Origin of the sequence: Vibrio sp. S17_S38, assembly GCF_014694375.1 — a bacterium.
Taxonomy (GTDB): Bacteria; Pseudomonadota; Gammaproteobacteria; order Enterobacterales; family Vibrionaceae; genus Vibrio.
In genome coordinates this window covers 59,902-72,348 of sequence record NZ_JAAUWW010000012.1, presented here as the reverse complement: position 1 = coordinate 72,348, position 12,447 = coordinate 59,902, and the positions used below count along the sequence as shown (strand labels likewise).

The 12,447-nt window shown below is 41.0% G+C and carries 11 protein-coding genes and 1 tRNA gene; 1 reads left to right on the top strand and 11 read right to left on the bottom strand.

Annotated elements, in window-relative coordinates; genetic code table 11:
- Positions 1-103 precede the first annotated feature (103 nt).
- The 11 genes from HC725_RS10825 to HC725_RS10775 form a co-directional block, all read right to left on the bottom strand.
- The gene (locus HC725_RS10825) at positions 104-1,423 is read right to left on the bottom strand and encodes a Na+/H+ antiporter family protein (protein WP_190331831.1); all 1,320 of its coding nucleotides are present in this window, start codon (positions 1,421-1,423) and stop codon (positions 104-106) included.
- A 25-nt stretch (positions 1,424-1,448) separates the two neighbouring features.
- The gene (rnt, locus tag HC725_RS10820; RefSeq protein ID WP_190331830.1) at positions 1,449-2,093 is read right to left on the bottom strand and encodes a ribonuclease T; all 645 of its coding nucleotides are present in this window, start codon (positions 2,091-2,093) and stop codon (positions 1,449-1,451) included.
- Between the two features lie 169 nt (positions 2,094-2,262).
- A complete protein-coding gene (gene gloA, locus HC725_RS10815) occupies positions 2,263-2,679 on the bottom strand; it encodes a lactoylglutathione lyase (RefSeq protein WP_238928485.1) in 417 nt (138 codons plus the stop codon).
- 46 nt (positions 2,680-2,725) lie between these two features.
- Positions 2,726-3,361, bottom strand: a complete 636-nt coding sequence (gene nth, locus HC725_RS10810) for an endonuclease III (RefSeq protein ID WP_190331828.1) — start codon at positions 3,359-3,361, stop codon at positions 2,726-2,728.
- A 10-nt stretch (positions 3,362-3,371) separates the two neighbouring features.
- Positions 3,372-4,130, bottom strand: a complete 759-nt coding sequence (locus HC725_RS10805; RefSeq protein WP_190331827.1) for an electron transport complex subunit E — start codon at positions 4,128-4,130, stop codon at positions 3,372-3,374.
- 1 nt (position 4,131) lies between these two features.
- The gene (rsxG, locus tag HC725_RS10800; RefSeq protein WP_190331826.1) at positions 4,132-4,758 is read right to left on the bottom strand and encodes an electron transport complex subunit RsxG; all 627 of its coding nucleotides are present in this window, start codon (positions 4,756-4,758) and stop codon (positions 4,132-4,134) included.
- Positions 4,759-4,763: 5 nt separating this feature from the next.
- Positions 4,764-5,816 (bottom strand): electron transport complex subunit RsxD, encoded by a 1,053-nt coding sequence (gene rsxD, locus HC725_RS10795; protein ID WP_190331825.1) that lies wholly within the window; start codon positions 5,814-5,816, stop codon positions 4,764-4,766.
- Entirely contained in the window at positions 5,816-8,320 is a 2,505-nt protein-coding gene (gene rsxC, locus HC725_RS10790; protein ID WP_190331824.1) for an electron transport complex subunit RsxC, read from the bottom strand. Before rsxC ends, rsxD begins: the two co-directional genes overlap by 1 nt.
- A gap of 10 nt (positions 8,321-8,330) precedes the next feature.
- The gene (gene rsxB, locus HC725_RS10785; RefSeq protein WP_190331823.1) at positions 8,331-8,954 is read right to left on the bottom strand and encodes an electron transport complex subunit RsxB; all 624 of its coding nucleotides are present in this window, start codon (positions 8,952-8,954) and stop codon (positions 8,331-8,333) included.
- A 3-nt stretch (positions 8,955-8,957) separates the two neighbouring features.
- Positions 8,958-9,536: an electron transport complex subunit RsxA gene (rsxA, locus tag HC725_RS10780; RefSeq protein ID WP_190331822.1), complete on the bottom strand. Its 579-nt coding sequence runs from the start codon at positions 9,534-9,536 to the stop codon at positions 8,958-8,960.
- A 192-nt stretch (positions 9,537-9,728) separates the two neighbouring features.
- Positions 9,729-9,804 (bottom strand) — tRNA-Asn (locus tag HC725_RS10775).
- A gap of 569 nt (positions 9,805-10,373) precedes the next feature.
- Between HC725_RS10775 and uvrB the strand changes: the two genes are divergently transcribed.
- Positions 10,374-12,404, top strand: coding sequence for an excinuclease ABC subunit UvrB (gene uvrB / locus HC725_RS10770; protein WP_190331821.1), 2,031 nt, complete (start codon positions 10,374-10,376; stop codon positions 12,402-12,404).
- The last annotated feature ends 43 nt before the right edge of the window (positions 12,405-12,447 follow it).

Genomic DNA, 12,447 nt, shown 5'->3' with positions numbered 1-12,447 from the left:
GGTATCAACGATTATAAAAATCGAATTTACACAAAAATACCGCACTCTAAAATTTATAAAGTGCGGTATTTTTTAGGTTTGAATCGATATAGTTTTTTGTGATTTACAGAACCATAGCGGCGATCCAGCCAAATACAATTAATGGTAAATTGTAATGGATGAACGTTGGAATAACAGAGTCCTTGATATGATCATGCTGACCATCTGCATTTAAACCAGATGTTGGTCCTAAGGTTGAGTCCGATGCAGGTGAACCTGCGTCGCCTAATGCAGCAGCTGTGCCGACTAGAGCAATCGTTGCCGCTGGTGAGAAGCCAAATGATAGTGCAAGCGGTACATAAATAGTGGCGATAATAGGAATGGTTGAAAAAGAAGAACCAATACCCATTGTAATTAGCAAGCCCACTATTAACATAGCTAACGCTGCAATGCCTTGATGCCCACTCATGCTGGTTTGTAAAAACAGAACTAAAGTTTCAACGCCGCCAGTCGCTTTCATTACACTGGCAAAACCATTGGCTGAGATCATAATAAAGCCAATCATTGCCATCATTTGTACGCCACGAGTAAAACTATCTTGGCTTGTCTGAAAAGGTTTACCAAAAGATAGAATAATGAAACCGACTAAAGCACCTACGATCATAGAGCCTGAGTAAAGCTGAGCTGATAGCGTTGCAACGATACTAAATACGGCAATAATAACGGCTTTTTTATCAATGCCATTTTGTTGTTGTGCTTCTAGCGGTGCGGCTACTTCTTGGTATTGACGAGGTTTGCGGTAGGTAATAAATACACTGACTAATAAGCCAAAAATCATACCACAAGCCGGAATAAGCATTGCGGTTGGTATTTGGCTGGCTGTCGCGGTAGTTAGTCCATTATTAACTAATGCTGGTAATAAAATATCATTTAAAAAGATGCCGCCGAAGCCAATTGGTAGAGTCATATAAGGCGTAACTAGGCCGAAGGTAAGCACACAAGCAACCATTCGACGATCAATGTTCATTTTATTTAGTGCAGAGAGTAGAGGCGGTACAATAATTGGGATGAAAGCGATATGAACAGGAATAACGTTTTGTGAAAAAATAGCTAAAATCAGTAAGCTTGAAAGGATTGCGTATTTTAAAATAGAGGATGCTTTATGATTTGTTTCACCATGAACACGTTTAATGACAGCATTCGATAATAAATCAGTAATACCAGTTTGTGCTAAAGCAACGGCAAAAGCACCGAGTAAAGCATAGCTTAATGCAATTTCTGCACCATCACCAAGTCCAGCTTGAAAAGCCGAAATAGTTTGATCAAGAGAAAGGTGGGCAAGCAAGCCCCCCGTAATGGCACTTAAGGTAAGTGCTATTACAACATTAACGCGAAATAGTGAGAGTATCAGCATTAAGCAGACGGAAATAACAACAGGATTCATTAGAGTTCTCTAGTTTAAATTTAAATTATTCAGTGACTTCAAGTGGCCAGCCACCTAAAGCTTTCCATTTATTGACTATTTTGCAAAAAAGCTCTGCGGTAACTTGAGTATCATAGAGCGCAGAATGAGCCTCTTTATTATTAAATTCCATTCCTGCGGCAATACATGCTTTAGCAAGGACGGTTTGTCCATACGCTAAACCACTTAATGCTGCGGTATCAAAAGTAGCAAAAGGGTGAAATGGAATACGTTTTAGCTTGCTACGCTCGGCCGCAGCCATAACAAAGTTCAGATCAAAAGTGGCATTGTGAGCGACCATAATGGCACGGCTACAATTTGCTGCTTTTTGCTCTTTACGTACTAATTTGAATATTTCTTTGATTGCTTCGGCTTCGCTTACAGCACCACGTAATGGGCTATAAGGATCTCGAATGCCAGTAAATTCTAACGCTTCCTTTTCAAGATTTGCGCCTTCAAAAGGTGTAACGTTAAACTGTATTGTTGACGCGGGATAAAGATCCCCATTCTCATCCATGGCTAAGGTGACAGCACAAATTTCTAAAAGCGCATCAGTTTGTGAATTAAACCCTGCTGTTTCAACATCGATAACAACCGGGAAATAACCACGAAAGCGATTTTTTAGTGTCAAAGCTTCATTTTTGTCAGTCATTGGTTTTCTGATCCGTGAATTTAGCCACATATTATTACAGATTAGAAAGTGAACTTCACCCATTTTTCGGTTTACTAACTTAGGTGTCTGTAAAAAATAAAAGATATAAGGTAATTATAAAAAAAGAGCTTCGAAAAGCTCTTTAACTGAAAAGTGATATAGCGGAAGGTTAACCTTGTAGGCCTTCTGACATCTGGCTACGTTGGATAAGCTCAATCATGTAGCCATCGGGATCTTTAACAAAAGCAATATGAGTCGTGCCTCCTTTTACCGGGCCAGGCTCACGAGTAACTAAACCACCGGCTGCTTTAATCGAGTCGCAAGTAGCATAAATATCATCAAACCCTAAAGCGATGTGCCCGTAACCAGTTCCCAGATCATACTCAGAGGTATCCCAGTTATAAGTCAGTTCGATTACCGCGCCTTGAGACTCATCACCATAACCTACAAAAGCTAAAGTATATTTGTACTCTGCATTTTCATTTTTACGTAATAAGTTCATTCCTAAAACATTAGTATAGAACTCGATTGATTTATCTAAGTCACCCACGCGAACCATGGTGTGTAGTACTCTTCCATTCGACATTGTATGCTCCATTATAGTTTTGGAATTGATATGGTTTTTGTTGTTATTAGTATTCAGTTTTGTCTGAAAACTCACACAGATCTTCGATAATACAACTTCCGCATCTTGGTTTACGGGCTACGCAAGTATAACGGCCATGTAAAATTAACCAGTGATGAACATCAAGCTTAAATTCTTTTGGAATAACTTTGAGTAGCTTTTGTTCAACATCATCAACGGTTTTTCCCATCGCAAGTTTCGTTCGATTTGATACACGGTAAATATGAGTATCGACTGCTATTGTCGGCCAGCCAAATGCAGTATTAAGAACTACATTCGCTGTTTTTCGACCCACACCAGGTAGTGCCTCTAATGCTGCTCGGTCTTCAGGTACTTGGCTGTCATGTAAATCAATTAACATTTTACAGGTTTTAATGGTGTTTTCAGCTTTGGAGTTAAACAAACCAATCGTTTTGATGTATTGCTTTAATCCATCCACCCCCAGTGCCAAAATTGTTTCAGGCGTATTGGCGATAGGGTAGAGTTTATCCGTTGCTTTGTTGACGCTAACATCAGTTGCTTGAGCGGATAATAATACTGCAATTAATAACTCAAAAGGTGATGACCAATTTAGTTCAGTTTGAGGGGTTGGATTATCTTCTCGTAACCGCTCAAGTATGATCCTACGTTTTTCATTATTCATTAATGACCTATCAAACTTTAGTGACGCGGGCGCGAGCAATCGTTGGTTTTTCCACTTTCGGCTGACGCAGGGCAATATTTTTATCAATCACTTGTTTTAACGCAATTAAAAATCCAACACCAATAAATGCCCCTGGTGGAAGTAGTGCTAATAAGAAGCTGTTGTCGGTATGGAAAAGTTCTATTCGTAATGCTAAAGCCCAATGACCAAGAAGTAGATCGGCACCGTCAAATAATGTGCCCTTACCGATAATTTCTCGTAATGCTCCTAATAAAGTCAGCACAGCCAGCATGCCGAGACCCATCCAAAAACCATCTAATGCGGCATTTTTGGGGCTGTTTTTTGAGGCATACGCTTCAGCGCGGCCGATGATCACACAGTTAGTTACGATTAATGGAATAAAGATGCCGAGCGAAAGGTATAACCCATAGGCATAAGCGCTCATTAATAACTGCACACATGTCACGACGGCTGCAATGATCATCACAAAGATGGGGATTCGGACATCTTTTGGTACGTGATTTCTTACTAAAGAGACAATGGTATTAGTACAAATTAGAACGAACATAGTTGCTAGCCCTAAACCCAGAGCATTGGTAACCGTGGAAGATACGGCGAGTAATGGACATAAACCAAGCAACTGTACTAATGCCGCATTATTATCCCATAGACCATTCTTCATGAGTTGTTTTTGTTCTGAAACAGATAGTTCTGAAGTTGAAGGTTCGGTAGTGGTATCTTCTGTTATCTCTGTATTGATCTCAGACATCTTAATCCCCACAATTTAAAGGTTGGTTTAGAATTGTGCTTTTGTTTTCTTTAAAATAAATCACGGTATTTTTAACTGCTTTTACTACTGCTCTTGGTGTAATTGTTGCACCAGTAAATTGATCAAATTGACCGCCATCTTTACGAACCGCCCATTCTGATTGGTTGTCAGAGGTGATCGTTTTATGATCAAAGCTAAAAATCCAATTGCCTTTACGCACTTCAATTTTATCTCCAAGCCCTGGAGTTTCTTTATGTTCCAGTACTCGAGTGCTAATGACTACGCCATTGATATCGATTCCAACGATGATCTTAATAGCACCATTATAGCCATCAGGCGCGTAGGTTTCGATCGCAATAGCCGTTGGTTTTCCTTCTTTTGTTGCTAGATAAGCAGGTAAAGACTTTGAGGTAACCGTGGTTTGTGAAGGTAGTAACATACAAGATGAAAAGAGTAAATTGTCATGCATCGCTTGCGGCACAACTTGGCTGAGTGTTTGCTGTAACTGCATCTGTTGCTGTTGCTTGATAGTATCAGCTGTTACCCAATTGGTTACAGCCACTAACGCAGTAGTGGCAATAGCAAAAACAGCAAGGATCGCTCCATTTTTTTTCATGGCATTAAGCATAGTTTTTACCTCTCATGCCCGTAAGTGCGTGGCTTAGTATAATAATCGATCAGCGGGACGGCCATATTTGCGAGTAATATTGCAAAAGCCACACCATCAGGAAAACCACCCCAAGAGCGAATTAAAAAGATCACTAAACCAATAAAAGCACCGTAGAACAAGCGACCTTTGGTGGTCGTTGAAGCGGTAATAGGATCCGTTGCGATGAAAAATGCACACAGCATGGTGGCACCAGAAAATAGTTGCAGTATTGGACTTGCCGTTGTTTCTGGTGCAAATAGACTAGTGAATATGCTTATGGCTAATAAACTTGTCAATACTGCTGTCGGTATTTGCCACTGTATGATGCGCATTTTGAGTAACATTAGTCCACCCAATAAGAATGCGATATTAACCCACTGCCACCCAATACCGAGTAAACCAGAATAAGGTGCTTGCTGCATAATTTCACTCGCTGTGTGGCCTGCACGCATGGATGTTTTAAACGCATCTAAAGGCGTTGCCATCGTTACGCCATCAATACCTGTGCGAACTTGTAGCAACGATAGCCCATCGCCATTATAGCCAGTGAAAATAAGCTTTAAGCAATCATCAAAATGCAAATGTAAGTGGCTCAATACTTCCGGTGCAACCCAACTGGTCATTTGTATTGGAAATGAAATGAGCAATACCACATAAGCAGCCATTGCGGGATTAAATAAATTTTGTCCAATTCCGCCGTAAAGGTGCTTGCTAACGACAATGGCAAAAAATAATCCAATCGCCATTAGCCACCAAGGCGATAGCGGTGGAATGGAGACTGCTAATAGCATTCCGGTTACCATTGCGCTGTTATCTTTTAAAGATGCAAAAGGAGATCGTTTGCGTAATATCATAGTTGTGGATTCAAATGCCCACGCCAATATAATCGCAAATATCACCTGAATTAATACCCCATAACCAAAGAAATAGGTTTGAGCAGCAATCCCTGGTAATAGACAGATGGCAACCCACATCATGATATTGGATGTTTTACGTTTTATATGAACGTGAGGGGAGCTAGCAATAAAGAAAGACATTACTTCTTCTCCTGATTATTTTTATCAATAAATACCGGTATATCAAACAGATCATCAAGAGATAAGTCAGTATCTTTACTAGATTCTTCATTGTTCTTATTTTTCTGTTCGATTTCTTCAGCATTAGATTTTTGGGTTCCAGCTTCTTGCTGTACTTTACGAGCTTTAGCTCGCGCAATAGCAGCGGCGACCGCAGGATTTTTAGGTGTCGGAGTTACGTCTTCGGCTATTTCTTGCGAGCTTTGGGCTTGAACATCCTGATTTTCCGTTTCTTGCTGTGCCTTACGCGCTTTAGCTCGCGCAATGGCAGCGGCGACCGCAGGATTTTTAGGTGTCGGAGTTACGTCTTCGGCTATTTCTTGCGAGCTTTGGGTTTGAACATCCTGATTTTCAGTTTCTTGCTGTACTTTACGAGCTTTAGCTCGCGCAATAGCAGCGGCGACCGCAGGATTTTTAGGTGTCGGAGTTACGTCTTCGGCTATTTTTTGCGATTTTTGCGCTTGAACATCTTGGTTTTCAGTTTCTTGTTGTGCCTTACGCGCTTTAGCTCGCGCAATGGCAGCGGCGACTGCAGGGTTTTTAGGCGTTAGTGTTGCTTCTTCTATTGATTCTTGCGAGCTTTGCGCTTGAACATCTTGGTTTTCAGTTTCTTGCTGTGCTTTACGTGCTTTAGCTCGCGCAACCGCTGCGGCAACTGCTGCGTTTTTAGGTGTTGGTTTTTGCTCAGTAGCTTCCGGAGTTTGTGCTGCTAGATCTTCAACGACCGTATTTCTATTTTCAGATCCTGCTTCTGCCTGTTGCTGAGCTTTTTTCTCTCGTGCTTGATGTTTTCGTTCTTCACGTAGTTTCATCATTTCACTGTTATCAGGTTCAGTTTTTCCTGATTTTACTGCTTCGGCTTGTTTTGCTTTTGCGCGTGCAATGGCTGCAGCTACAGCAGGTTTTGCGGGCGTTTTATCTGCTGTTTCTGCCGATTTTTGCGCTTTTACTCGGGCAATTGCAGCAGCAATAGCATCATCACCACCGGTTTGCTTCATTTCTCCACGTCGTTTATCTGCCGCTTGTTTAAACCGGTTTTCACGTTCTTGTTTATCTCGGTCTAGACGTTGCTGCCTTTCTTCAAAGCGTTGTTTAGCGCGTTCAGCTTCTTTGGCCTCTTGATTACGAGTCCAAATTTCAGATTTTGCTTGGCGATAATACTGCACCAAGGGAATATCACTCGGGCAAACGTAGGCGCAAGCACCACATTCTATGCAATCAGATAAATGATATTCTTCACATTTTTCATAGTCTTGATCTTTGGCGTACCATTGCAATTGCTGTGGTAGCAATGATGCAGGGCAGACTTCAGCGCAAGCGGTACAGCGTATACAAGCCATTTCTTGTGATGGTGGAGCCAATTCTTTACGCTTTGGCGCTAAAATACAGTTTGTGATTTTAGTAATAGGAACGTTTGAACTTGGCAGAGTAAAGCCCATGAGTGAACCACCCATAATTAAGCGAGGGTGGCGCTTTTCTGCTTGATAACCAAATTGCTCTAATAAAGAAGATATAGGCGTACCTAAACGCGCAAATACATTACCTTTTTGAGCAAATGAATCTCCGGTTAAAGTTACCACTCGTTCTATTAATGGTTCACCATCGACGATAGCCCGTTTTATGGCAAAGGCTGTCCCTACATTTTGCATCAGAACACCCACGGCTGCTGAGTGTGCTTTGCTTGGGACTTCACGACCGGTCAATACTTTAATTAACTGCTTTGCGCCGCCAGATGGGTATTTGGTCGGGATCACTCTGATCACCAAATCGACATCTTTGGCGGCCAGTTCAAGTGCTGCAATAGCTTCTTTTTTATTATCTTCAATGCCAATAATAGTGACTTCTGGCTTTAAAATATGTTGAATGACTTGAACGCCTTGAATAATTTCATCAGCAAAGTCTTGCATTAAGCGATCATCTGCCGTGATGTAGGGTTCACATTCGGCGGCATTGATAATTAATATTTTTGTTTTGGCTAAGCCTGTATGCAATTTCCTTGCTGTTGGAAAACCGGCTCCTCCCATACCCGATATGCCCGATTGACGAATTTTCTCGATCAAGACTTCAGAATCAATTTTTTGATAATCGGGGATGGCTTTCTTTTCAATCCAAGCATCAAGACCATCCGGTTTTATGATAATACAGAGATCAGAGAGACCAGATGGATGAGCAATAATGCGCTTTTCTATTGCGATTACCGTACCTGAGGTTGGTGCATGAACAGGTACCATAAAAGCAAGGTTGGCTTGAGTAAGTTGCTGACCACGTAACACATGGTCACCAATATTGACGCAGATATCACCAGGTCGGCCAATATGTTGCTTGAGTGGCAGAACGAATTCGTCCGCAAGCTCAGGATAGAACATTGGTGAATGTGAAGATTGTTCTTTATTTTCTGGTGGGTGGATGCCCCCGGGGAAATCCCAGATATGACCGTGACGAATTTGTTCAATTAAAGACGACATTCTACTTCCTTCAATTCACGGTTTCTGATTTGGCGTTAACAGAATCAGGTGCTTGGGTATTTTTCTGACCAGAATTAGGTGTTAAATCGGTAATAAGGGGAATGCTATTTAAATTCCACTTCCAAGTTTCAGGCGTGGTTTCCACTGGGATCATTTCAATACAATCAGTTGGGCAGGGCGCAACACAAAGATCACAGCCAGTACATTCACTTTTAATGACAGTGTGCATGGCTTTAGTGCCGCCAACAATGGCATCAACAGGGCAAGCTTGAATGCATTTAGTGCAACCAATACACATATCTTCATGGATAAATGCGACTGTTTTGACGGCTTCCTCCACTTCACCAGCTTCAGATGGAACATCCACACCCATTAAATTAGCTAGTTTTTCAATTCCGGCTTGGCCACCTGGAGGGCACTTTGTTATTGCATCGCCATTAGCAATCGCTTCAGCATATGGACGGCAACCAGGATAACCGCATTGCCCGCATTGAGTTTGAGGCAAGATACTATCTATTTGATCGACAATGGGATCGGCTTCTACTTTAAAACGAATAGAAGCAAAGCCTAAAATAACGCCAAAAATAGCGGCCAAAGCAGCAATGGCGGCTATAGCTATAACAATGGTACTCATTAATTACTTCACCAAGCCTGTAAAGCCCATAAAGGCAAGTGACATTAAACCTGCAGTGATCATCGCAATTGAGGCTCCTTTAAATGGAAGTGGAACATCTGCTGCGGCAATTCGTTCACGCATTGAGGCAAATAATATCAAAACAAGTGAGAAACCCACCGCAGCGCCAAAACCATAAATGATTGATTCGATAAAATTATGATTTTCATTGATATTTAATAAGGCGACACCTAACACGGCGCAGTTAGTAGTGATTAAGGGTAAGAAAATACCTAATAAACGATAAAGTGTTGGGCTGGTTTTATGTACCACCATTTCAGTAAACTGCACTACAAAGGCGATAACCAAGATAAAGCTCATCGTCTGTAAGTATTCAATGCCTAATGGACGGAGAATATAGGACTGAACTAAATAAGAGCATACCGAAGCAAGAGTTAGTACAAATGTTGTCGCGAGCCCCATTCCGATAGCGGTTTCGAGTTTTTTGGATACTCCCATAAATGGGCAGATACCTAGAAATTTGACGAGTACAAAATTGTTGACCAAGACGGTGCCAACAAGCAAGAGAAGGTAATCGGTCATGTCGTCTCAATTAGGTTGAAAGTGATCCCGATATTATCGTCATTTGTGACACGAATAACAACCTACTGAAAATAGGTATTTAGGGTTTTAAAGTTATTTATGCAGAGAAAATAGGTATTTTATCAAAATTGTATAAAGCTTAAACACGAAAAAGGCCGCATAAACAAATTTATGCGGCCTTTTTCTAAGATTTGGCTCCCTGTGCAAGACTTGAACTTGCGACATACGGATTAACAGTCCGCCGTTCTACCAACTGAGCTAACAGGGAATTATTTAACGGGGAGGATTCTATAGATAGCAGATTTTGGTGTCAATCTGTAAGGAGCTAAAAAAGTTATTTATTTTATGTTTTTTCGCTTTACTTTTTGGCATCAATTGCTGGGCAAGGGCTGGCTGTACTTATCCACTAAATTTGTGGATAAGTGTGTGAATGATTTCTGGGTAAATAATTGAACAATGCTGTATTGAGGTATTTTTGTTTGTGATTTTAAATTAAACCACTGTTATATATAGGTAATTTAATTTATCTTTAATGGGTTGGATCTGTTGATAATAAATGTTCAAAAATTAAGATGTTAATAAAAGTGCGTTAAATGCTCTTTTTTGGGGAAAACCAGTGGATGAAAAATTGCAGAATTGAACGAGGGTGAATCGCGAGGGACGAGAATATTATCAGAATGGAATGTATTTCGCTAGAGCTAAGTACACTGTTTTTCTGCTAATTTTAAGTAGATTATTGCGTGTTTTTAGAATAGATGATTCACAAGCCAGTTATGTTTGGCTAAAGTAGACATCCAGACTTTTTGCTAGACGGTTATTGAGCATATTGAGATCATTATGAGTAAATTATATCAACTAGAATCCGCTTACCAACCAGCTGGTGATCAACCTGCTGCAATTGAACAGTTAACCGAAGGTTTGGATTCAGGCCTAGCTCATCAAACTTTATTAGGTGTAACAGGTTCTGGAAAAACCTTTACGCTGGCGAATGTTATTGCCAACGCACAAAGACCGACGATTATATTAGCGCCGAATAAAACATTAGCCGCTCAATTGTATGGTGAGATGAAAGCGTTCTTCCCACACAATGCAGTGGAATATTTTGTCTCTTATTATGATTATTATCAGCCTGAGGCTTACGTGCCAACTACTGATACTTTTATTGAAAAAGATTCTTCTGTTAACGCGCATATTGAACAAATGAGGTTATCGGCTACCAAATCTTTAATAGAGCGTAAAGACGCCATCATTGTCGCTTCTGTATCCGCAATTTATGGCTTGGGTGATCCGGATTCTTACTTAAAAATGATGCTACATATTCGTCGTGGAGACATGCTCGATCAGAGAGATATCATCCGTCGGTTAGCTGAATTGCAATATACTCGCAATGATATGATATTTGAGCGTGGTAACTTTCGTGTACGTGGTGAGGTGGTGGATGTATTTCCAGCAGATTCAGAGAATGATGCAGTACGTATTGAAATGTTTGATGAAGAAGTGGAATGCATTAGTATTTTTGACCCACTTACCGGCGCGATTAAACAACGAGATATGGCGCGTGCGACTATTTATCCGAAAACGCACTATGTCACGCCACGTGAGAAAATTTTAGAAGCGATAGAAGAGATTAAAATTGAGTTAGTCGATCGCCAAAAGTATTTACGAGAAAATAATAAGTTGGTGGAAGATCAGCGCATCACTCAGCGCACCCAGTTTGATATTGAAATGATGAATGAAATTGGTTTTTGCTCTGGTATTGAAAACTATTCACGTTATTTAAGTGGACGTAAAGAGGGGGAGCCGCCTCCAACCTTATTTGATTACCTGCCAAAAGATGGTTTATTGATCATCGATGAATCTCACGTCACCGTGCCACAAATTGGCGCGATGTATAAAGGAGACCGTTCGCGCAAGGAAACATTAGTCGAATTTGGCTTTCGCCTACCTTCCGCATTAGATAATCGTCCACTGCGCTTTGAAGAATTTGAAGCACTAGCGCCGCAAACCATTTATGTGTCAGCCACACCAAGCCAATATGAATTAGATAAGTCAGATGGTGATGTGGCTGAACAAGTAGTTCGTCCAACCGGATTACTCGATCCTGAAATTGAAGTTCGCCCCGTTGCAACTCAAGTGGATGATTTATTATCGGAAATTCACAAACGTGTGTCGGTAAATGAGCGTGTTCTAGTGACGACATTGACCAAACGTATGGCGGAAGACTTAACTGAATACTTGACCGAACATGATGTCAAAGTACGTTATCTTCATTCTGATATTGATACTGTTGAGCGAGTGGAGATTATCCGAGATCTGCGTCTCGGGGAGTTTGATGTTCTCGTCGGTATTAACTTGTTGCGAGAAGGCTTAGATATGCCAGAAGTATCTTTAGTCGCCATTTTGGATGCAGATAAAGAAGGCTTTTTACGCTCAGAGCGATCTTTGATCCAAACCATTGGCCGCGCTGCCCGTAATTTACAAGGTAAGGCGATTTTGTATGGTGATTCTATTACTAAATCAATGAAGAAAGCGATTGATGAAACGGAGCGCCGCCGTGCGAAACAGCATGATTACAATGAATCGATTGGTGCAACTCCCCAAGCGTTGAAGAAAAGCATCCAAGATATTATGGAGCTAAGTCATGTAGGGACGCGTAAAGGCAAAAAAGCCAGTAACGTTATTTCATTGTCGAAAGTGGCGGAACAAGCCGCTGAATATAAAGCCTTGTCACCGCAACAATTAGAGAAGCAAATTAGCAAGCTTGAAAATGAAATGTACCAGCATGCTCAGAACTTAGAGTTTGAACAAGCAGCACATAAACGTGATGATATTGAAAAATTAAGAGCTCAGTTCATTGCTAATAGTTAATGACCGTAAACATCGTGTTCACATGGATGTGAGTCACGATGTT

Coding starts and splice junctions, on each gene's coding strand:
- HC725_RS10825 (WP_190331831.1), bottom strand. CDS start 1,423: ATGAATCCTGTTGTTATTTCCGTCTGCTTAATGCTGATACTCTCACTA.
- rnt (WP_190331830.1), bottom strand. CDS start 2,093: ATGACTGACAAAAATGAAGCTTTGACACTAAAAAATCGCTTTCGTGGT.
- rsxG (WP_190331826.1), bottom strand. CDS start 4,758: ATGCTTAATGCCATGAAAAAAAATGGAGCGATCCTTGCTGTTTTTGCT.
- rsxB (WP_190331823.1), bottom strand. CDS start 8,954: ATGAGTACCATTGTTATAGCTATAGCCGCCATTGCTGCTTTGGCCGCT.
- rsxD (WP_190331825.1), bottom strand. CDS start 5,816: ATGTCTTTCTTTATTGCTAGCTCCCCTCACGTTCATATAAAACGTAAA.
- rsxA (WP_190331822.1), bottom strand. CDS start 9,536: ATGACCGATTACCTTCTCTTGCTTGTTGGCACCGTCTTGGTCAACAAT.
- uvrB (WP_190331821.1), top strand. CDS start 10,374: ATGAGTAAATTATATCAACTAGAATCCGCTTACCAACCAGCTGGTGAT.
- HC725_RS10805 (WP_190331827.1), bottom strand. CDS start 4,130: ATGTCTGAGATCAATACAGAGATAACAGAAGATACCACTACCGAACCT.
- nth (WP_190331828.1), bottom strand. CDS start 3,361: ATGAATAATGAAAAACGTAGGATCATACTTGAGCGGTTACGAGAAGAT.
- gloA (WP_238928485.1), bottom strand. CDS start 2,679: ATGTCGAATGGAAGAGTACTACACACCATGGTTCGCGTGGGTGACTTA.
- rsxC (WP_190331824.1), bottom strand. CDS start 8,320: ATGTCGTCTTTAATTGAACAAATTCGTCACGGTCATATCTGGGATTTC.